Raw genomic sequence first — 21,513 nt, forward strand, 5'->3', positions numbered from 1 at the left:
AAATATATCATAAATTTCCTTTTTAATAAATATTTAAACATTTGGCAAGCGGACGTTTTAGGTGTACGCCAATGTGTTTTTTCATATTGTAGTGAAAGAGAGTTTAAAAATGATATGTAAGGGATGGGTTAAAAGGTGAAGGACATTTTAGTAACAGGTGGAGCAGGATTTATTGGGAGCCATTTTATTGAGTATCTTTTACAAACGACGGAATTAAGAGTCACGAATGTAGATGTTCTCACGTATGCGGGAAATCTGAGAAATCTTGATTTCGAATTGCCCGATCACCGTTATCGGTTCTTTCAAGAAGATATTCATCAAATGTCGGAGGAAGTGTTTGATCGGACTTATGATTGCATCGTTAATTTTGCTGCTGAAACCCATGTTGACCGAAGTATTGAAGAAGCAGAACCGTTTTTACATACCAATATACTCGGGACCTTTCAGCTGATCCAAAAGGTGATGGAGGGGAAAGCCCGTAAACTCCTTCAAGTCTCTACCGATGAGGTTTATGGGTCTTTAGATGAAGGGGAAGCAGCTTTTACTGAAAGTCATCCGCTCATGGCAAATAATCCTTATTCTGCGAGTAAAGCCAGTGCTGATTTACTGGTACGCTCTTACTTTCAAACCTATAAATTACCTTTATTAATCACACGCTGTTCTAATAATTATGGTCCCAAACAACATCCAGAAAAATTAATTCCAAAAACCATTGAAAAGGCCATGCGTAATGAAGCCATTCCGATTTATGGAGAGGGTAAAAATATTAGGGATTGGCTCTATGTAGAAGATCATTGCCGGGCCATCTATTCTGTCATGCAAGCCGGACAGCCAGGTGAAGTCTATAATATCGGGGGACATTGTGAAAAGAGTAATCTTGAGATTGTGAATATGATTCTCGAGTATCTTGGAAAATCAAAGACTTTGATCACTTTTGTCCCTGATCGTCTAGGGCATGATTTTCATTATGCGATGAATTGGACGAAAGTGCATGAAGCCCTCGGATGGGAACCGAGGGTCTCATTTGAAGAGGGCATAGCCAAAACGATTGAATGGACTTTGGAAAAAACAATGAATAGGAACTAACCTCAACCCTTCCTTATGAAATGGACAGTGTATGGATACAGGTTAATCAATTGCAAAAGGCCCTTAAAAGGTTTTTACAAAAGTTCAACATAAATTTCTAGCTATTGGGATGGTGTGGATATTCGCTCTAGAACGCTCGCTATCCTCGGGCACGTCCTCAGCTATTTTTTAAACACATGGTGGCCAATGACTGTCGTCGTTTCTAAGTTGGAAAGCCACTGACTTTCAGCGATGTCTGGATTAAAAAAGTAGAGAGAACCGTCCTCTGAATGTTCATTGAGTGCGGTATCTATCGCTTCGTAGTCTTTGGAATTTGGCGTATTTTTAATAGATCCATTGGCAACGGGTGAAAATTGCCCCTTTTGCATGATCACCTCTCTAATTGTATTAGGAAACTGATGACTTTTCACCCTATTTAAAACCACTTGTGCGACCTTCACTTTTCCTTTAAAGGGTTCACCAGAAGCTTCGGCGTGAATCAGTTGGGCTAAGAGCTTTCTATCACTTGAAGAGAGGCTAGAAGACCCGAGCTTGATGGTTTGTCCAACATAAATTTTATTGGCTTTTTTTATACTAGGGTTTAGTGCAAGGACTTGGTGAAGCGTCATATGATTTTGGGCTGCGATGGTGGATAGACGATCACCCGGCTTAACAGTGTAAGCTAAGCTTGATGTAGTCGGTACACAGAGACAAAACCCTAAAGCTATTAATGTCAGTAACCCTTTTTTCATTAGCTCACTCCATTGTCTAAGATGTTAATTGGATAGCGATCTATGTATGTTTCATATGCTATTCACAAAAAGTTAGTCTATCCAAAACGTCATTAAATATTCTCAAGACAAATAATATTGCTGAGGAAAAATCATTAGAGTCAGCACCAATACGGAGTAGTGACATAAATACTGGACAATAAAGGTTCAGAGCAACGTATTCATGGGCAGCGACGGCTTTTGACGAAACGGGTTAGGATTATCTCAGCTCCGTTCCATTACGATTTGCTAAAGTAAAATCCGACCCACTCAAAAAGACTAAACATAAGATGGTTGAATGGTGTCGGATTTTTCTCAGCTTTCTTTTTTAGTAATTTTAAGGTTTTTGCAAGCTTCTTTGAGCCATTTTTACCATTTCCTTGACCATTTGCCCTCCAATAGAGCCACCGATTTTTCCGGCATCCTTCGCTTTGATGTTGCCGTTATAGCCCTTGTTCAAGGAAATTCCAAGATCTTGTGCAAGCTCGTATTTCCCCATATTATCACTAGGGTAACCTTTTTCGCTTAGTACTTTATTGGCTAGTTCCCGCATGCTTTCTTTGGCGTTAGGCATAAATGTTTGATGATGAGACATGATTAAACCTCCTTATAAGATGTTGTCAAGCATTAGTCTGCTCAACTTTTCAGTTCTTACAAGGAGGCCTTAAGATTCTTCTTTATTAAAGCTTTGAGATAAAATAAATTTTAAGATCAGTCCGATGCCAACCCCCGGAATGACACAGAGCATAGGAAAGAAAACAGGACCGGGTCTAAAAGCGGGAAACTGAATCATAGGAGCAAGCATAACGCCTACCGTCACACAAAAAGCTGAAAAAACAAAGGGGAGGGAGGTATATGTAGAAACAGGCTCATTTGCGTTTTTGTAAGCATCCCACATCGAATAAAAATAAACACATGGATAAAACATTAACCAACCGATGTTAGCTTCAGCGAAGGCAAGATCAATTTCTCCTCTGAAACTGTAGGCTATTGTCATATTGAAATGTCCATGTGTGTTTATAAGAAGCTCAAGTAGGATAAAGACAATCCCTTTTATATAATCGTGATTAAGAAGCTGGCCGAAGCCTGGAAAAGCAATCGACCACAGTAAACGTTCAATCTTCTTCATTTTAACAGTCCTTTGCACACGATTGGTCAGAATTTAAGTGAGTATGTATAAATCTAGTATGGGTTTTTGCCCATATAAATATCCAAAAAAAGTAAAGAGTAACGCTTGTTACAAATTCACCCCCAAAAAGGATGGGGGTGGGTATGAAATCCATTGCATATAATGGCACATTTTAGAATATCAGTGGGGAGAGACCCACCCACTGAATAAATAATGTGTACAACATTTACCAAACGTAAGCAGTACCTACAATGATGAGGAGGATAAAGAGAACGACGATTAAAGCAAAGCCGTAACCTCCGCCAGCATAGCCTCCAGTTCCACAACCACAACCGCCATCGAAACCACCGTAAGCTGCATTACCGTAAGCTGCGTTGCCGTAATTCCATGGACCATATGCCATTTACAATCACTCCTTTTGACTTTATACACTATATCCTATGTAGGATAAGGGATTTGGGAATGCCAAAATAAGCAATAGCGAAAAAAGGGCGGATACCTAATCTGTGATACCTGTTTGTTTCAGTTCCACATCTATATTGACTTTAATATTAAGGTGGGGATAAACCTCATTCCATTTTTCCGCATTCCAACCGCGATCGTTACTACGGATATGATCGCCTAAGCCTAGTGAGTCGACATTAAGTTCTTGTAAATGTTTTACCATTGTATTGGCATTTTTAGTGAGGTATTTTTCCATTGCTTTTTGTATATATGGAATGGTCGTTGTTCCTTCTAATTTACGTTCCGTCTCTCGCAGGAAGCCTTTCTGTTTTATTTTTATTGTAATCTCTTGATTTCCGCCTTTTAATTTTTTAAAACGGTAAGAAACCCTTGAGGAAATACTTGAGATTGAGACATATTTATCCTTTATTGGGACAGAAAAGTTACCACCTGCAAATGATTGATACAACATTTTAAAAAGAAAGGCTTGAGAATAGGGGATCATGTCAACATAGCGATCTTTCTTAAATAAGGCAATGCCCTCAATTTTTAGATCATCTTCCTCCTTCTTAATGATCGGTAAGAAGGGATCCATTCCCGCGTTATAGTAACTATATAAAAAGTAATGGAGATTGGTTTTTGGAGAATTATTCCTTGAGTTGTTATTAACAAGGTTCATGATATACTCAGAAACCAAACGATTGGTCTTATATTGTCCATTAATAATATCACCGGCAGAACCATCTGAAACCGCAAGCACAATCCCGCGCCCTACATCTGGATTTCTTTTATAAAAATCGATATAAGTATAGAGTCCCTTTTCAGCGATATCTTTACTGAAGAGAATGGTCATTAGTTTTCCTACCTCTAAAGGATATTCCGATACCGATTCAAGATTAGATCGGATCTGACTCCCTCTATGAGCGATAACAGACATATTATCGGATTGTGGTTGCAAGACACCACTTCCACCCGATTGTGTATAGATAGGGACGGAGATGGTCCCCAAAACACTATCATCGTCATTGGGAACAGTGTCATAGCCAACGATTTGCGCAAGATGAATATCGTCAATTACCCTTGTGCGAACACACCCTGATAAAGAAAACATGAGCAAGGTGATACAAAGGATGTAAAGAATGGGTTTACTACGCTTTAGCATGGTGTTTCCTCACCTTTTTTACGATTAAATGATAAAAGTATAAGAAAGGAATGTAACCGAACAAAACACCTAAGCCAAATAGTGATTGCAATTCATTCCATTTCTCTAATAAAAGTTGGTTATTAAAGAACGAACCACAAATGAGTAAAAGGGCGAGAATAACAAGGACAAGCTTGCGTTGATTAATAGAAAACATCCGTTTAATGGCTCGGGAACCTCCCCAAATTGTTAAACACAAATTAGGTAAAATAACAAACAGCCAAATAGTAATACCAATGTATTCGAAACGTTCCATAAAAGGGAGATTCACAATTTTCCAGAGGGACATTGTCGGCCATAAAATATGATCGAGCTCATCCGTGTTAAAATAACACACTGAAATGATATACAAAACAGTGTAAAGGAAAGTAGAAAGAAATACAGAGTATTGGGCCCAAGAAGCTACTTTTTTGGATTTTTTTATAAAGGGATAAACCATAAAAATAATCGAAATCCCTTCAAAATTGAGTGCCATTTCTTTTAATGAAAAAAACATGTCTTCCGGGGTATGGCTAAAAAGTGGAAGCATATTGTCAAAGTCACCGCTGGTTTCAACGGGAAAAATGAGCGTTATAAATAGCGGGCTTGAATAAATCGTAGATAAAAGGCAGATACCTGAGATTGAACGCAAGCCTCCAGAAATAAACGAATAACCTACGATAAGTAAGAGTACAGCGATTTCCCAATAAGACATTTGGGGAAACATCCAGACTTGGACAATAGAAACATAGGAGTTAAGAACGGTTAAAGCCATGCCTAAATAATAAAAAATATACATAATGGTTAGCCCGGTTCCAAGCCATTTTCCAAATAAAGAGGTATGTATCGTTATAAGATCTCCTTGGAAATGATCAAGGAGTTGTAACATCATCCAAAGAACGATCTGGACAGCCAATCCACAAAATAAAATAGAGATCCATCCATCGGCTTCTGCGTGTAATCCGACTGTGCGTTGATAGGCAAGAATACCAATACCTACTTGGATTTGATAAAGGATAAAAAATAAGGCGGAGGAAGAAACTTGGTGATTTTCCGGTATTTTTAATGGCAACTTGATAAACCTCCTGACCTTTTACTCATCAATGTCGTGCTTTTTCCTTGCGCGCCGTGTATTCACTCGTGGTGGATCTTGTGGCCTTAAGAGAATAGGACGCATTTTTTGCCAGCTGAAGGGCATCCGAATAAAGGCGTCTTTTAAATCGAGAATACGCAAGGGGACAAACGGTTCAATATAAGGACGCCCTAGTGAAGTTAACTTTAATAAGTGAGCAACAATGATCGAGAAGCAAGCAGCAATCCCAAGCATCCCCCAAAAACCGGCAAATAAAATAAAAGGGAAACGCAAAATGCGAATCGTGTTGTTCATTTTATAATTGGGGGTTGTAAAGGAGGCAAGAGCGGCCATAGCGACTAAAATCAGTAAGACATTACTAGTAAGGTTGGCCTGCACTGAAGCCGTTCCAATAACAATACCTCCAACGATACCAATGGTTTGGCCGACCTTAGTCGGCAGCCGGACTCCGGCTTCACGCAAGATTTCGATGGTCAATTCCATGAGGAGTGCTTCCACTAATGGTGGAAACGGGATCCCCATTCTTGAAGAGATGAGCGTTGCCATTAAGGTGTTTGGGATAAGCTGGTAATGATAGGTTAAAACCGCAACATATAATGGTGTGGCAAAAACCGAAAAGGCAACGGATATTAATCGGACCATGCGAAAAGCTGAAGCAATATACCAAGTTAAGGTGTAGTCATCAAAGGCACTGAAAAATTCAACAATATTGGTAGGGCCCATGACTGCAAAAGGAGAACCATCCACAAGTACAGCGATTTTTCCCTCGACTAAAGAGGAAACGACATGATCAGGTTTTTCGGTATCAATAAGCTGTGGAAAGGGCGAATTAGCACTATCAGCAATCATTTGGACAATAAAAGAGCTATCAATAATTTGATCGTATTCAATATCCTCAATGCGTTGAACGACGGTATTAATATTTTCACGATCAGCTAAGCCGTCGACATAGATAATAGCGACCTTCGTTTTAGTCAACTTGCCTACAACCATATCTTTCACTTGGAGATTGGGTAATGGTAGTCTTTTTCTTATTAAAGATACATTAGTGTCTAAGGCCTCTATAAAGCTTTCTTTTGGTCCAAGAACACTAAATTCTACCTCAGGGATGGTGACTTGTCGGCCATTCTTAGCTACAACATCTAAAAGCATCCCTTTGGAAGGGTCATCTTTTAATTGGATAAGAAGTTGACCGTGAAGAAGATTTTCTTCAATGATACTTATATCTTCTGTAATCATAACGGTCTCAAAGGGGACACTCTCACGCAATTCTTCTAAGCTTTCGGCCTCACTTTGAATTAAGTAGGCGATAACATCGCGATGAATGATTTCAACATCAGCTAATGTTTTAACAAAAGAAACCTGGACACTGATTTTTTTCAGTTTATGTTCCTTTGAAACAAAATCGCCTGATTCCATTAATTTTTTCAAAAGTGTATCCAGTTGTTTCTTTTTAGCTTGTATTTGTTGGGTTTTAGAAAACCATTTCAATTTGTTTCATCCTCTTTTGGGGGCTGGCTTAAAGGATCACTTCTTATTTGATCAACGAAAATCAAGATAAAGGGGGCAAGATAGAGCCAAAGAATCAATATATAGATGAAAAGATTAGAAATGAGATGCAATCGAAAAACAACGGCTAGAAAAAAAACTAGAAGGAGTGGGTAAAAGCTGAGTACAATGAACGTATTCATAGGCATACCTTCTCATTTATTTTGTGTGTACTATTAAGTATGACCAATCACCTTTGGCAATAAACATGAGATTCATGATTCATGAGATGCTCAAAAACCTCCCACCAAGTGATGGGAGGGGGTGAAAATAGATTAAATAATAGGCTCTATTAATAGTGACGGCACATCTTTATACATCAATGTCAATTCATGAAGAGCACGCGTGCAACCTACATAAAGGAGTTTGGCATGAAACGCATTAGAGGGATAATGATCTCTACTGACATTTGCGATGATGGTGGCTTCGAATTCTAATCCCTTAGAGAGATAGACGGGTGAGAGGGATAGTCCACCACTATATTTATCCTCTTGCCCGGATAATAGCGTACACTTAAGACCAGCAGATTGAATAATGGGTTCAAGCGTTGTACTTTCAGCTTCTGTACGAGTGAGGATACCAATATTGGTGTAGCCTTTTTCTAATGCCTTTTGAATCGATTCAATTAAGGACTGATGATAATTATCATCATTACAGGCGATCACTTTAACCTCTTCACCACTACGAAATACGGGTTCTGCAAGACACATGGGCTGATAGGCCTGGGTTAATACTTTATTGGCACAATCAATAATTTCGGTTGTTGATCGATAGCTTTTCTCGAGGACAAAGGTAGTGACTTTTGATTGATCGAAACGCTCTGAAAAGGCACTCCAATCGTCTATACCTTTATACTCATGGATCCCTTGAGATAAATCACCGAGAATGGTAAAGGAGTGATTCAGCGTGATGGTCTTTAAGATGTCGACCTGGTATGGAGAGAAGTCCTGAGCCTCATCAATAACCACATGGTGAAATTTTTGCTCTTTTGGCACTCCGTTTAAATAATGATGGATATGGGTGAGCGGTGGGAGATCCTCTGAGTAAATTTCTTTGCTTTTTAGCATTTCTAAGGTTTGGGCCTTTACATCAGGTGGGCATGTCTGGTCTGCTTTTAAAAGTTGCATATAGAATGATACTGCTGTTGGACTCAAATGCTTTTTAAGATACGCTCGAATTTTTTGATGGGCTTTTCGTTTTAGTGCTTGTTTTTCTTTTCCACTTTCGAGTGATTTTAGTGCCTCTTCAACCCAATTCTTCATTTTTGTTTCGATTCGTTCTTTCCGTTTGGAAAGGGGGTAATGCTTGTAATCTGTGTAAAACCATTGTTTGATCGTTTCGGAGCTCAGTCCCTTGTGAGGAAGGAGTTCTAAGTATTGATCAGGAATGGCCTCGGCTTCGTAATGTGCTAAGGCTTGATGAACATAAGTAATAAACGCCGGCGACCCTTTGTAACGGAGGCGTTCCATCGCTGTCGGGCTTCCCCCTGTTTCTAACCACTCCTTATGGGATTCGTGTTGACTTCTCAGTGTTAATGGCTCATCAAGTTGTTCTAGAGCCCAATCATTAAACGTCGTTTGTTGAATGCCTCCAACGCCAAGCTCTGGTAGCACATCGGCAATATAATCAAGAAATAAACGGTTAGGAGCAAAAATAATCATACGCTCTGAGCGCAATTTGTCTTGATGCTGATAGATAAGATAGGCCAAGCGATGAAGGGCGATCGTTGTTTTTCCACTGCCGGCAACCCCTTGAATAATAAGGGCACTATTTTTGGGGGCGCGAATAATATTGTTTTGCTCGGTTTGAATAGTAGAGACGATATCTTGGAGTTTGGAACTTTCTCTTTCCGATAATCGGTACAGTAAAAATTCATCAACATTGGAGAGGTCTGTTTTGCCTTTCACATAGGCATCAACAATGCGCTGAAGTTGACGGTTTCGTATGACGATATTGCGTTTGAGGTGAATGTATCCTTCCACAAGCCCCTCGGGTGACTCATAATAAGCAAGGTCGTTGCCTCCCGCAAAAGAGTAAAATAAGCTAGCAATAGGGGCCCGCCAATCAATAATAAGGGGTTCACCACTTTCGTCAGCAACACCAACTTTTCCTATGTATAAGGCTTCGGCTTGTGGTGTGAGATCTTCTTGGAAATCAAGTCTCGCAAAATACGGTTCTTTTTCCGCGATTTTTAAGCTTTGACGTGTGCGTTCACGAATATCCTCTAAAGCTTGTTCGGTAATGTCGTCACCAACATATTGATCGACTTCTTCAAGCCTTTCCTTTTGCTGTGAAATAATGTTTAGAGTACGAGTTAAATGAGCTTGTTCTTGTTTATGGTTTTGATCCTCCACCGTTATCCACCTCCCAAATTTTACGAAAGAGGAATTTATAATATTACCACTACTTTGAAACAAAGGCAATATTAATAAACATTTTGCATTAGAAAACTGGACCATCACCAAGGCTCGACTCAAAAGCCAAATACTATTATAAAAATCCATGGAAAATATTGGGGTGAAAAAAAGATTGAATCCTATATTACAAACGAAAAATGAAAAGACACAAAAATTATAAAAGGCCGGAGTTCATATAGATTGCGACGTAACGGATAGGCGGATTTCCGCTCGCTTTCCTCATGCCCAGAGGACTAAGGAAAGCGACTAAGAGATTAGTCCCGCAGAAAAATCGTGTTCTTACGATTGTTTGATGTGGGTAGGATCGGTGTTCGACCCACCATCGGGGTCCCCGAAAAGTGATCTTTACTTTTTGGGGTTGTAATCGGGGTCCCCGAAAAGTGTTCTTTACTTTTTGGGGTGGGTGGTATTGATGTGCTAGCTTCGGTGTTGTCACACGGACGTGACGTTTTCAACTGAAGTTCCTTGGTTTTTATATTTGTGTTCCCAAGTCTTTATAGTACAAATCTCCTGTTCCTGCGTCTACTCGTACCGCTTCGCAGTCAGCTTTCTCGGAACAACTCGAAGTGTATTCGAGAAGTCACGCTGGTCCCGTTCCCAAAGGAGCCAAAGCGCCTTTCGCTCCAATCCACTTCCATGCTGTCGATGCTTATTGATGAAAAGATTGGGCATCTTTGCTTTTTTTTAAGCTAATATTAACTCTAGTTGCAAGTAAATCAAATCATCTTACATAGCGTAGGCAGAATGCGCAGACTCCAGTGGGAACAGCACGTGTCCGAAGATCCACTTTGGAGCACCAAAAACTGACTCCAAAGTTAGCTGAGGCCGTGCCCACGGAAAGCGAAGTATTCTGCCGAAGCGGTTGTTAAACACTAAATATAATAAGGTAAGGTATGAGCTGTCAAAGCCGATCGACGTCGCAATATCCTTCAATTCCTAACATTCAAAGTACCCATCTTCTAAAACAGAACATAGGCATTTAATTTTTAGAATGATTTTTAAATGTTGTTAAAATAATTAGAGCCATAAAAAAACCGAGCGTAAACTCGGTTTTTACTATCTCCGTAGATGTTTTGGCGGTTTTTCGTCCTTAAATGCCTTCATCATCGAGTAGATCATAAAGAGCAAGATGATGGCAAATGGAAAGGCGGCGATAATGGCAGCGGTCTGCAGGGCGTCTAATCCTCCTGAGAAGAGGAGAACAGAAGCGGCCGCGGCTTGCATAATGCCCCAAACAACCTTAATCCATAATTGCGGATTTAAGCTTCCGTTAGTCGTTTGCATTCCTAAAACGAAGGTTGCTGAATCCGCAGACGTGATAAAGAAGGTTGTGATCAATAGAATTGCTAGGACAATCATTAAAGTACTCATAGGAAAGTGGCTAAGTACGGAGAACAACGCGACTTCATAGCCTTGCTTATCGATTAATCCTGTTAAATCAACATGGGAGAAGATCTGTAAATGGATGCCTGCTCCTCCGAAAACGGCAAACCATAAGGCGCTAAAAATGGTTGGAACAGCTAGAACACCAATTACAAATTCTCGAATTGTCCGGCCTTTTGAAATCCTGGCAATAAAAGTCCCAACGAAGGGTGACCAGGAAATCCACCAAGCCCAATAGAAAATCGTCCAGTCTTGGATCCAAGCACTATTTTTTTCACTAAAGGGTGTCAAACGTAAACTCATCTTTGGGAGATTTTCAATATATGTGCCCAGTTGTGATGTGAAAAAATCAAGTAAAAAGTTTGTAGGTCCAATAAATAATAAAAAGAGCATTAGGAGAACAGCGAATACAATATTGGCATTACTTAGCCATTTAATCCCTCGACCTAATCCCGAAATAGCCGATAACATAAAGAGTACAGTGACGACAAGGATAATGAGAAACTGCACGTTTGTTGAATTTGGGATGCTATCCGAAATGAAGGATAATCCCCCATTAATTTGTACGGCGCCCATTCCTAGTGAAGTGGCTACACCAAAAATGGTGGCAAAAACAGCAAGAATATCGATAAGTTTTCCTAGCCACCCCTTTACTTTTTCCCCTAAAATAGGGCGAAAGGTTGCACTTATAAGACCGGGCTCTCCTTTACGAAACTTAAAATAGGCCAGAGCAAGGGCAATAACAGCATAGATAGCCCAAGGATGGAGGCCCCAGTGGAAGAAGGAATAACGGAGCGCGAGTTCAGCAGCATCTTGTGTTTTAGGATCACCATAAGGGGGATCGCTAAAATGGGAAAGGGGCTCAGCACATCCCCAAAATACAAGGCCAATACCCATACCGGCACTAAAGAGCATGGCAAACCAGCTGATGGCAGAGTACTCGGGTTCGTCATCATCCTTACCAAGTTTAATATTTCCGTATTTCGAAAAAATAAGGAATATCGCAAAAATAAGTAAAATGGTCGCACTGATTAAGTAGAACCACCCAAATTTCACTTGAATAAATCCTTGAATAGAGCTGGTAACAGTCTGCAAATTGTGTGGGGCAAGAGCCCCCCAAAGAACAAAGATAATTGCAAGGACAACTGATATTTTAAATACAGTTGTTGTTTTTTTCATAAGCGTTTCACCAACCTGTCTTTATTTCCATAATCAATCGTACGTATCAGTCAAAATGTCACTGTTATTTAGGAATACAGACAAACGTGAGCCTAATGGTTTATTTCTTAGACTATCCTAATTGCAGAAGACCATGTATCCATGCTTCATTCTTTTATGAAAAAGTGGTATTTCATTCAATCTCTCTAAAACAACTCAGGACATAAAAAAATAAAAGGACTCTCCTAATGCGAGCCCAATGTTTTAATTTTTTTCATTCTCTAAGAAATGCGTTCTTGAAACAGCCAAAATCTTTGGAGAGAGCATAGAGGAGTGGGACTGTAACCTTTGCCGCCCATTCGGATGCATGATGGTCAGTAAGAGCCTGAGATAAAAGCGTTGGAAACCGGAGTTGCCGCCTTTAGGGAGATCAAGGACATCAAACCCAAATTGTTTGGCACCTCTATGAAAAAGTGAGACGCCATACAAAGCCTTCACTTTTTCATATTCTGGCTCACTCATATAAGAACGCATGCGTTTGAAAGTGGCTTTCATCATATGTAGTAAAGTTGTAATCATGTGCATGGTATTTTTTGATTCAATGGATGTTTGAATCAGGAGATCATTGTTGAAATGAAGATCAAGGATCAGGTCGCCTTCCTGAAGAAGTGTTCCATCTGTTAGAGAGAGTGGCTCACCTTTGTATTCTTTAATCCTAAATAAGATTAAATCCCTTTCATGTCTTGGTTTTAATCCGTGCATCTTGTGATAAAGATGTTCCCAAAGAGAGTAAAGTCTCATTAAAGATTTTTTGTGCCAGTGGATTTTTTTTTGTTCTTGATTGTGCTGTTCCATTTATTGAACCCCTAACCCAAAGACTATTGATATGAGAAAAGCTAAGAACAAAAGCCTTCCTCTCCAACTCATAAGCCATTATAACATTAATTATTTATAAATTGAATGATATACCATTCACTAGGGGTAAGATGAAATCTAACGAAAGAAGGTTTACACTTACACTATACAGATAAGCGAGGTGAAGGAAATGGGGATGGTACAAGTCAATGGGGTTTCTCTTTATTATGAACAATATGGCAAAAGTCTTGCTGAGGGAAAAGCGGTGCTTGTTTTAATTCATGGTTACTTGTCTTCGACTTTTAGTTTTAGAAGATTAGTGCCCTATTTAGAGCACGATTACACAATTCTTTCTCTTGATCTTCCAGGCTTCGGTAAAAGTGAAAAGTCACTGACTTTTGTGTATTCGTTACATAATTATGGAAAACTCGTTCTCGGGTTCCTCAACCGAATGGGCGTGAAACAGGCAGTACTTATAGGTCATTCCATGGGTGGCCAAATTGCTTTACAATCGGCGTTGCAAAATCATTCAATGGTGAAAAAGGTGGTTGGTATTGCCTGTGCAGGTTATATGGGTCCAGTGAAGCGCTCCCTTGTTCGCCTCTCTTATATTCCTTTTTTTAGTCGAATGCTTAAGTTTTATTTTGATAAAAAAGATATTGCCGCGAGCTTTTTAGAAATTACCAATGATCGATCGCTGATTACTAAAGAAATGATGGAGGGCTATCTTAAACCGATGTATGCGCTCGCGTTTTATAAATCTCTCATCCGTTTAATCAGACACCGCGAAGGGGATTTGTCTTCTGAAAAATTAAAAACAATTAAACAACCCGTGTTACTAATGTGGGGAGATAAAGATCAAATTGTTCCTCCACATGTCGGAGAACGCTTTATTCAAGATATTCCAAGAGTAGAGTATAAGGTCTTCCAAGGAGCAGGACATTTATTACCTGAGGAACGCCCAGAAGAGATTGCGAATAGAATCCGATCTTTTTGTCTAAATAACCATGGGGATGATTAGACAAATGCCCGGTTCTTTAATACACTTGTGGTAACAAGGTTAGAAAGATGGGGAAAAGATGTTTAAAAAAGTGATGAGTTACATTGGGAGCCTTTGCATAATAGCTTTACTTGTTTTTTCTATCGTTGAATTATATAGAGATTTAGGCTCATGGTCTTCCATTGATTACATTTGGAGTGGGGCGGTTGTCCTTTTTTTGATTGGTTTTATAGGAGATTTTGTGCAACAAAGATTAAAGGGAGAAGCGGAAGAACAAGGCTAATTACAATGCGTTTCGAGAGCGTATGGTTGTTTTTGGTGTTTGAGATGTAGAGGTCGGTTGTCCGTTTTTGACGGTGCCGACCTTTTTTTCATTCAAGACCGCCTTCTGCTTAAATAAATCCTCGAAATCTTGAGGTAAGGATGAGGACATCCCGTAATTTGCTCCGATATTTAAACGACCTTCTAAAGATTTGATGCCTAAAGCCCCGAAATTATTGCTTTGTTCGTATTTTTCAATAATGACTTTCTCAATATTCACATGTTCAATGATGGTTGCAGGAGGATGTGAGGGATTCTGTTCTCCCTCATTATCGGTTTGCAATGCCTTCAGTTCAGATTCTAGTGCCAATAGCTTACGATTCATGAGCTGCCACTGGGGATTGTGTTTGAGAATATGTTGGCTTAAAAACTTAAAGATCATGTTGAATTTCACCTCTAGTTCTGCTTTTCTTGTTTCTCAATTTTATTTGAAGCATTGTATAAAATGTTGATGAATGATGGGCAATGTCACGCATAGCAATAAATTATAAATACAAATAGAAGGTGAGTATATTGAAAAAGGTAACAATTGGTCATATGAAGGTGAATACGGTTGGCCCTACCAGTACTGTGACATTTGGACCTTCGGCGCAAGTCGGTATAAGAAATATGACGTTAAAAAATCAAGGGTTTGGTGAAGACAATAGTGATGGGAATAGAATGTACAGTCCTAAAGGGTGGGTCTTCGATCAAGATGTCTCCGACAGCAATCAGCGATAAAGTTTTCTTTTTATGAGTCAATCAATAGAAATCGAGTGTCGATTGGGTTCAGCTCGGGGTAACCGTATGTGCAATATTCCCTGATGGAACTGGGCCATTGCGCGCTGGCTGTCCACGGCATCCGGGAGATCAATGCTGCGTTCGAAACTCCCGTTAAGTCGTTCACTGTGGATAAGTGTTTCCGCTGAATAATTCAATCGAGCAGTCCCTTGGATGGTGACTTTATTACCGGTTAAAGTTAATTGCACATCCTCCTTGGCTATACCTGGAAGATCAATAAGGATAATGAATTCGTTAGGCGTTTGAAATAAATCTATGGCTGGTTGAGGTGGTTTGGGTTGTTCTGCCATTTCTTGTTTTGCAGTATATCCCTTCTTTTGTTTCTGGTTCTGTGAAAAGGAAGTGGTGTTATCATCGAAGATCTCACTCCAAAAGTCATTGCCTTGGAACTGTTGGGCGACATCGAGCCATTTTTTTAATTTATCAACATCCATAAGGTTTCGCTCCTAACATACTGTCAGTTAATTTTCATATACATTCAATAAGGAGGCGATTCAATGACGGAACCCTCTATTGCCATTAATATTTTTCTTTTCAAAATTAATTCATTCGAAAATGCTTCAGCAGTAAATATTGGTGAAAATTTATTAGCCAATTGGAATAACTCCTCCAAGAAAAATCAAGGGTTTGGTCAAAATTTTGGGGATAGATCGGAATTTGCGACGAATAGTGGGGTGGACGATCGGGATATCAATGATTCTAATGCTTATCAGCAATTGAATAGGCCTAAACCGCCTCAATATAGGAGGGATTAAATGAATTTTGCACCCATGGTAGTGAATCTCCTTGGTTTTAAAATCAATGTTATGGAGCGGACAGCGACACTAAGTTTTGGACCTATTCAACAGATGGATATCAATAACTCGACAAAACGGAATCAGGGCTTTGGTGAAGAAAATGGGGATCTTACAAGTGTGAATATCCCAATCGGAAGTGTCATGGATCAAGATCTTGCCGACGCAAACTTTCAAAAATGGAGCATCACTTGAAATATCTAAAGAAGAAATAAATCTCGGGCGAGGAGGATGCCCGAGATTTTTTACGTTAACTCCTGGTTGTCACCTGAGTAAATGGTGTTGTTTGCCGCTCCGGAACACGTGCTTTCCGAATATCCAGGAGGTCACGTCACGTGACGTGTTTTTTTCTTTTTTGGGGGTGATAGTGATGTGCAAGTTTAACCGTTAATGATTTCGCCACCGTTGATGTGAAGGGTTTGTCCAGTCATAAAGCGACTGTCGTCGGAAGCCAAATAAACATAACCGGGAGCTAACTCGAACGGCTGTCCGGCACGTTTCATCGGGGTATCACTGCCAAACGAGCTGACCTTATTTTCGTCAAAAGAGCCAGGAATCAACGGGGTCCAAATAGGGCCAGGAGCAACCGCATTGACTCGAATATCCTGCGCAGCTAGAGAAGTCGATAACGATCGTGTTAAGGCAATGATCGCCCCTTTGGTAGCAGAATAGTCTATCAACTCTTGATTACCTTTGTAAGCAGTGATAGAGGCTGTGTTAATAATGGCTGCCCCTTTTTTGAGATGAGGGAGCACCGCTTGGATCATAAAAAAATAAGAATAAAAATTGGTTTGAAAGGTTTGATCCAATTGTTCTTTTGTGATATTTAAAATACTTTTTTGGATAAATTGCACAGCACAGTTATTGACGAGAACATCAATTTTCCCGTGTGTTGTTAAAGCTTGGTCAACAACTTTCTGTGCAGATTGTTGTTCACGTAAATCAATTGGAACTAATGTACATGTAACCCCATAGCTTTCGGCGGCCGCTTTTGTGACATTGGCGTCTTCATGTTCATTAAGGTAAGCGATCACAAGATCAGCCCCCTCTTTAGCAAAGGCTACCGCCACCGCTCTACCAATCCCACTATCGCCTCCTGTAAGAATAGCTGTTTTCCCCTTTAACTTTCCTGATCCTTTGTATTCGGAGTTATCATATATTGGAAAAGGATTCATTTGTGATTCCATGGCGGGCATTTGACTTTGATGTTGCGGAGGAAAGGTTAATTTTTTCATTTTTGTTTCCGATTGTTCTTTATAAAAAGGCATTTCAGGATACATACTTTCACCTCGTAAATGTTCTAAATTTGTTTTTAGTATGAGCTGAAAAATGATTTCCATACTTTTATTAATGGTTTTCTCAAAAGGAATAAGAAAGTATAAGCCATCGAAGCAATATAGAGATCGGTAGAAAAATTTGTGTTCTCTGGTTAGGACTTGGTGGAAGCCAAGCAATTTTATCTGGATAAACCTTAAAAACTAGGAAAACCTATGAAATGCTTTTAAGGGATACGATTCTAAACTTTAGGAGGTCGAAGAATGGAAGGACAGTTAAAATGGTGGCAACTCTCTTTACTCGGAGTTGGCTGTACCATTGGCACAGGGTATTTTTTAGGGTCTGGATTGGCCATGATGATGGCTGGCCCATCCGCCATTTTTGTCTTTATTCTTGCCGCTCTCGGCACCTATATTGTTTATGATGCTTTGGCTAAAATGACCATAGAGGATCCACAGCAAGGGTCCTTTCGATCCTATGCTAAAAAAGCTTATGGCCGTTGGGCTGGCTTTAGTAGTGGCTGGGTCTATTGGCTGTCGGAAATGATGATTATGGGTAGTCAAATGACTGCTTTAGCTATATTTTCTCGGTTTTGGTTTCCTAATATTCCCTTATGGGTGTTTGCTGCCGGTTATGCTGTTCTTGGCATTCTTGTGGTGCTTATGGGCACAAAGGGCTTCGATCGCATTGAAAATTTACTGGCAGTAGTAAAAATAGCGGCTATTTTAATGTTTATTATTATTGCCATATTAGCCTTAATAGGAGTGTTGAAGGGAGCAGGGGCTACGCATTATCCACACTCTATCCAGACATTATTTCCAAAGGGACCCCTTGGGCTATGGTCTTCTTTTATTTATGCCTTCTATGCTTTCGGGGGCATTGAAATTATGGGAATCATGGCTATGCAACTAAAAAATAAGGATGATGCACCTAAAGCAGGGAAGTTGATGCTCTTTATGCTTGGGATTATTTATGTCATTTCTATATGTTTGGCTGTTATTATCGGAGCTTGGCAGACCTTCAATACAAAGGAAAGTCCATTTGTGATTGCGCTTAAGGAATATCATTTAACTTTTTTTCCTCATGTTTTTAATGGCGCTTTAATTGTTGCCGGCTTTTCAACAATGGTGGCTTCATTATTTTCAGTGACGACAATGCTCGTTACCCTTGCAAAAGATGGAGATGCCCCGCATTTTTTTTCTAAGAAAGCGAAAAAAGAAGGCAGGGTGCCACTCAGAGGATTAGGGCTAACTTTATGTGGGATGATTGTTTCTGTTGTTTTAGCGCTTCTTATGCCTGGGAAAATTTATGAGTACATTACAACTGCAGCAGGGCTCATGCTTTTGTACAATTGGTTATTTATTTTACTCTCCTCATTTAAACTGAGCGATTTGGGGAGATGGGGGAAATCAAAAAATAGTCTTGGTATCCTTTTAATCCTCTTGGCTGTCTCAGGCACATTATTTCATGCAGGGAGTAGGCCGGGGTTTTATGGCAGCATTGTGTTTATTCTCATCATCGGCATCGTCGTGTTTTTTATGCATTTTTTATGGAAAAAACGGAAAGTGACCTCGCCCTAACCAAGAAGTAAGTGGTAGGCCTGATATCCAAAATAGAGACCATAACCGATTAAGGAACAACCAGAAATTAGGGCGATAATATTCAACACCCTCACATTTAAAAATCGTCTGAACGTACTCGAAAAAGCGGCCATAGTGACATCCCATAATAAAACACCTATAAAGATCGTCGCACTACAAAGTAGGAGTTCTTGTGTCCCTACGGTGGCTGCTGTCTTCGCTAACACAGAGCCATAAATGCCAAGCCAAAAGAGAATAGTGAGAGGATTAAATATGGACATGAAAAATCCGGATATAAAGGATTTAAAAAGTGATTCATAGCTTCGAGAAACGGTGCTAGCATCAATTTTAACGTTGATCACGCTTTCTATTCCTGTGTAAATGAGAACAAATCCACCAAATAGCCATAAAAATATTTTGACAATGGGGAACTCAATAAAATGAGCGAGCCCACAATAAACGAGAAGCATATAAGCAGCATCGGCAAGTGTTGCTCCAATTCCAATAAACCAGGCATGTAAAAAGCCATATTTGATGCCTCTATCTAGTTGAGCCGCATTAATTGGTCCTATGGGTGCCGCTAGGGATAAACCTAAAAAAATGTAACCAAAATAGACACTCATCTCTATCTCTCTCCTTTAAAAAAAGCGCTTGTACACTTTATTCATAAAACCGTGGATGTACAACTTGTTTTTAAAAGAAAGTCAACATTCAAATGTGAGGGCATTCCGTTCAAGTGAGGAGCCTAAGCGGAAAGGACATCAGCGCCTCTGATGACAATGAGGAGAAGAGTGACTTAAATTAAAAAGAACCAGGGAAAGTCCCGGTTCTTTTTAAAAAAATAAATTATGCAGTGACATCGCGCTTTTTAAAGCTTATCCATGTGATCGCGATAAAGACCATGTAGTAAATGGCGAGAACGGTAATGGAAAATCCAAGTGTCATTCCTTCTCTAAAGGGTTCGCCGCCGCCGTGAAAGTATGGGGTGAGATCAAGGTTTGAAAATATAACGTATTTAGACCAAGTAAAGCGACCGATAAATTGTAACACAAGACTTCCGGCCATTAGACCAAAGATAGAAAGACCGATGGCTAAGGCTGAATTTCTAAAGACCGTAGAAATGAGGAAGGCAAGAGTCACGAACATCACTGTTGGAATTAGCTGAAATCCATACTGACCGAAAACATGTAAAAGCATATTCCCTTCATGTACGGCTCCATCCTGATAAAAAAGGTAAGGAGAGCTTAGGCCATCGAGACCAAAAAAGGTAGCCGATACAAGACAAGAGAAAATAAAACAGGCAAAAGTATAAACAAGTATAGTAAAAAGGGTAGACACGTACTTCGAGAGTAAAATGGTCGAGCGACTGACAGGCCGTGTTAATAGTAATTTAATCGTCCCTGAACCGAATTCACTTGACACAATACCCCCGGCAATAATAATGGCAAAGATCATGACCAATTGCATCCCATTGGCAGCGTCATCAGCGATGTTCCCCCAAAATGAAGTCGAGCGATCTTGAGGCTTGATATTGTGATCTAAACGGTAGGTGTTGATGGCCAGGGTTTCTTTCATTGAGTTGTTTGGATGTTCTTTTAATTGTTTTTCCAAAGTCTGATTTTCGGCTTGGAGCTGTTGCTGCCACGTTTGCTTGCCATCCTTTGTGTCATAGTGTTTGTTAATTGCTCCGACGCCCCCTAAGGCACATAGTAGAATAGCTAACATGACAATGGAAGACACCCTGCGAAAGGTTTTCATATTTTCATTTTGTACGAGCTTGATAAATTTAAACAATTTTTTCCCCTCCAGTGACTTCAAGGAATTTCTCTTCTAATGTTTTTGATTCAGCATGTACCCCGTAAATTTTTATGTTGTTTTGGACCAATGTCTCAATAAGTTCAGGGATATCTTCATGATTCATAGGATGCAAAAGTTGGTTGCCCTCTTTTTGGGGAGAGGCTTGATAGTGTTCGCTCAAGATCGCAAAGGCTCTATCAATAGGATCTACTGCAAAGCGTACCATGACTTCATGGTCATTCCCTACAAATTCACCTACCGTGTGCACGCCGACAAGCTGTCCATTTTGGATGATGCCTAGTCGATCACACATGAGTTCCATTTCACTTAGCAAGTGACTTGAGACAATAACTGCTAAGCCTTCTTCCGCCGCTAAGCGTCGAATGTATTGGCGGATTTCACGAATACCGGCTGGATCTAATCCATTGGTCGGTTCATCAAGAATTAAGATCTTAGGAGAATGTAATAGTGCTTGAGCAAGTCCCAATCTTTGTCTCATGCCGAGGGAATAGGTCTTTACTTTCTCGTGAATCCGCTGCTTTAAGCCGACAAGCTCGACAACTTCATCGATTCTCTTTTTGGTCACTCCATTGACCATGCGGGCATAATGAATTAAGTTAAGGTAACCACTGAGATGTTTATAAAGTTCAGGATTTTCAACAATGGCACCGACGGGTTTGATGGCTTCTTTATAATGCTTTTTAATACTTTTGCCAAAAATTAAAATATCGCCTTCAGACATTTTCATTAGCCCAACGATCATTCGAATCGTTGTCGTTTTTCCGGCTCCATTGGGACCAAGAAAGCCGAAGACCTCACCAGGATAGATATCAAAACTTAGATCCTTGATTATCGTTTTACTTCCAATCTTTTTCTTAACGTGTTGAAGCTGAATAGCGGGTTGTGTCATTATAGTTCCTCCTT

At 39.9% G+C, this 21,513-nt stretch carries 23 protein-coding genes and 1 pseudogene; 7 read left to right on the forward strand and 17 right to left on the reverse strand.

The window, feature by feature from the left end; all coding sequences use genetic code 11:
• Positions 1 to 135 precede the first annotated feature (135 nt).
• Positions 136 to 1,086, forward strand: a complete 951-nt coding sequence (gene rfbB / locus IEV91_RS00785; RefSeq protein WP_188495075.1) for a dTDP-glucose 4,6-dehydratase — start codon at positions 136 to 138, stop codon at positions 1,084 to 1,086.
• A gap of 161 nt (positions 1,087 to 1,247) precedes the next feature.
• Here rfbB and IEV91_RS00790 read toward each other — a convergent pair whose 3' ends face one another.
• From IEV91_RS00790 to IEV91_RS00840, 11 genes and pseudogenes are all read right to left on the reverse strand, one after another.
• Positions 1,248 to 1,817, reverse strand: coding sequence for a cell wall hydrolase (locus tag IEV91_RS00790; protein ID WP_188495077.1), 570 nt, complete (start codon positions 1,815 to 1,817; stop codon positions 1,248 to 1,250).
• A gap of 355 nt (positions 1,818 to 2,172) precedes the next feature.
• Entirely contained in the window at positions 2,173 to 2,430 is a 258-nt protein-coding gene (locus IEV91_RS00795; protein WP_239540804.1) for an alpha/beta-type small acid-soluble spore protein, read from the reverse strand.
• Positions 2,431 to 2,499: 69 nt separating this feature from the next.
• Positions 2,500 to 2,964: a hypothetical protein gene (locus IEV91_RS00800; protein WP_188495079.1), complete on the reverse strand. Its 465-nt coding sequence runs from the start codon at positions 2,962 to 2,964 to the stop codon at positions 2,500 to 2,502.
• 226 nt (positions 2,965 to 3,190) lie between these two features.
• Positions 3,191 to 3,265: pseudogene (locus tag IEV91_RS22035) on the reverse strand (YjcZ family sporulation protein); the annotation flags it as partial.
• 198 nt (positions 3,266 to 3,463) lie between these two features.
• Positions 3,464 to 4,570, reverse strand: coding sequence for a Ger(x)C family spore germination protein (locus tag IEV91_RS00810; RefSeq protein ID WP_188495084.1), 1,107 nt, complete (start codon positions 4,568 to 4,570; stop codon positions 3,464 to 3,466).
• Complete coding sequence (locus IEV91_RS00815; protein WP_188495086.1) at positions 4,557 to 5,660, reverse strand: GerAB/ArcD/ProY family transporter; 1,104 nt, start codon at positions 5,658 to 5,660, stop codon at positions 4,557 to 4,559. The genes IEV91_RS00810 and IEV91_RS00815 overlap by 14 nt, the downstream gene beginning before the upstream one ends.
• Before the next feature lie 21 nt (positions 5,661 to 5,681).
• A complete protein-coding gene (locus tag IEV91_RS00820; RefSeq protein WP_229745338.1) occupies positions 5,682 to 7,172 on the reverse strand; it encodes a spore germination protein in 1,491 nt (496 codons plus the stop codon).
• A complete protein-coding gene (locus IEV91_RS00825) occupies positions 7,169 to 7,372 on the reverse strand; it encodes a hypothetical protein (RefSeq protein ID WP_188495088.1) in 204 nt (67 codons plus the stop codon). The genes IEV91_RS00820 and IEV91_RS00825 overlap by 4 nt, the downstream gene beginning before the upstream one ends.
• A 132-nt stretch (positions 7,373 to 7,504) precedes the next feature.
• Positions 7,505 to 9,583, reverse strand: a complete 2,079-nt coding sequence (locus IEV91_RS00830; protein WP_188495090.1) for a HelD family protein — start codon at positions 9,581 to 9,583, stop codon at positions 7,505 to 7,507.
• A 1,119-nt stretch (positions 9,584 to 10,702) separates the two neighbouring features.
• Positions 10,703 to 12,208, reverse strand: coding sequence for a glycine betaine uptake BCCT transporter (locus IEV91_RS00835; protein ID WP_188495092.1), 1,506 nt, complete (start codon positions 12,206 to 12,208; stop codon positions 10,703 to 10,705).
• A gap of 243 nt (positions 12,209 to 12,451) precedes the next feature.
• Positions 12,452 to 13,042 (reverse strand): YkoP family protein, encoded by a 591-nt coding sequence (locus IEV91_RS00840; protein WP_188495094.1) that lies wholly within the window; start codon positions 13,040 to 13,042, stop codon positions 12,452 to 12,454.
• Positions 13,043 to 13,232: 190 nt separating this feature from the next.
• Here IEV91_RS00840 and IEV91_RS00845 point away from each other — a divergent pair, with 190 nt between their 5' ends.
• Positions 13,233 to 14,063, forward strand: a complete 831-nt coding sequence (locus tag IEV91_RS00845; protein WP_188495095.1) for an alpha/beta fold hydrolase — start codon at positions 13,233 to 13,235, stop codon at positions 14,061 to 14,063.
• A 58-nt stretch (positions 14,064 to 14,121) separates the two neighbouring features.
• A complete protein-coding gene (locus IEV91_RS00850) occupies positions 14,122 to 14,325 on the forward strand; it encodes a hypothetical protein (protein WP_188495098.1) in 204 nt (67 codons plus the stop codon).
• Here IEV91_RS00850 and IEV91_RS00855 read toward each other — a convergent pair whose 3' ends face one another.
• Entirely contained in the window at positions 14,326 to 14,745 is a 420-nt protein-coding gene (locus tag IEV91_RS00855) for a hypothetical protein (RefSeq protein ID WP_188495100.1), read from the reverse strand. It abuts the gene before it with no gap.
• 131 nt (positions 14,746 to 14,876) lie between these two features.
• On the opposite strand from IEV91_RS00855, the gene IEV91_RS00860 reads away from it, so the two are divergent.
• A complete protein-coding gene (locus tag IEV91_RS00860) occupies positions 14,877 to 15,083 on the forward strand; it encodes a hypothetical protein (RefSeq protein WP_188495102.1) in 207 nt (68 codons plus the stop codon).
• Between the two features lie 17 nt (positions 15,084 to 15,100).
• On the opposite strand, the gene IEV91_RS00865 is transcribed toward IEV91_RS00860, so the two are convergent.
• The gene (locus tag IEV91_RS00865; RefSeq protein ID WP_188495104.1) at positions 15,101 to 15,577 is read right to left on the reverse strand and encodes an Hsp20/alpha crystallin family protein; all 477 of its coding nucleotides are present in this window, start codon (positions 15,575 to 15,577) and stop codon (positions 15,101 to 15,103) included.
• 63 nt (positions 15,578 to 15,640) lie between these two features.
• Between IEV91_RS00865 and IEV91_RS00870 the strand changes: the two genes are divergently transcribed.
• Together IEV91_RS00870 and IEV91_RS00875 are read left to right on the forward strand one after the other, a co-directional pair.
• The gene (locus IEV91_RS00870) at positions 15,641 to 15,898 is read left to right on the forward strand and encodes a hypothetical protein (protein ID WP_188495106.1); all 258 of its coding nucleotides are present in this window, start codon (positions 15,641 to 15,643) and stop codon (positions 15,896 to 15,898) included.
• Positions 15,899 to 16,132 carry a hypothetical protein gene (locus IEV91_RS00875; RefSeq protein WP_188495108.1) on the forward strand — a complete coding sequence of 78 codons (234 nt, stop codon included), beginning with the start codon at positions 15,899 to 15,901 and terminating at the stop codon, positions 16,130 to 16,132.
• A 185-nt stretch (positions 16,133 to 16,317) separates the two neighbouring features.
• Here the strand turns inward: IEV91_RS00875 and IEV91_RS00880 are convergent, their stop codons facing one another.
• Positions 16,318 to 17,217, reverse strand: coding sequence for an SDR family oxidoreductase (locus tag IEV91_RS00880; RefSeq protein ID WP_188495110.1), 900 nt, complete (start codon positions 17,215 to 17,217; stop codon positions 16,318 to 16,320).
• A gap of 258 nt (positions 17,218 to 17,475) precedes the next feature.
• Between IEV91_RS00880 and IEV91_RS00885 the strand changes: the two genes are divergently transcribed.
• On the forward strand, positions 17,476 to 18,792 hold the full coding sequence (locus IEV91_RS00885; RefSeq protein WP_188495112.1) for an amino acid permease: 1,317 nt from the start codon (positions 17,476 to 17,478) through the stop codon (positions 18,790 to 18,792).
• Here the strand turns inward: IEV91_RS00885 and IEV91_RS00890 are convergent.
• The 3 genes from IEV91_RS00890 to IEV91_RS00900 form a co-directional block, all read right to left on the reverse strand.
• Entirely contained in the window at positions 18,789 to 19,415 is a 627-nt protein-coding gene (locus IEV91_RS00890) for a LysE family transporter (protein WP_188495114.1), read from the reverse strand. The genes IEV91_RS00885 and IEV91_RS00890 overlap by 4 nt on opposite strands.
• A gap of 223 nt (positions 19,416 to 19,638) precedes the next feature.
• Entirely contained in the window at positions 19,639 to 20,586 is a 948-nt protein-coding gene (locus IEV91_RS00895; protein ID WP_188495117.1) for an ABC transporter permease, read from the reverse strand.
• Complete coding sequence (locus IEV91_RS00900; RefSeq protein WP_188495119.1) at positions 20,579 to 21,499, reverse strand: ABC transporter ATP-binding protein; 921 nt, start codon at positions 21,497 to 21,499, stop codon at positions 20,579 to 20,581. Before IEV91_RS00900 ends, IEV91_RS00895 begins: the two co-directional genes overlap by 8 nt.
• Positions 21,500 to 21,513: the final 14 nt, after the last annotated feature.

This window comes from Pullulanibacillus pueri (assembly GCF_014639255.1).
GTDB classification, from domain to species: domain Bacteria; phylum Bacillota; class Bacilli; order Bacillales; family Sporolactobacillaceae; genus Pullulanibacillus; species Pullulanibacillus pueri.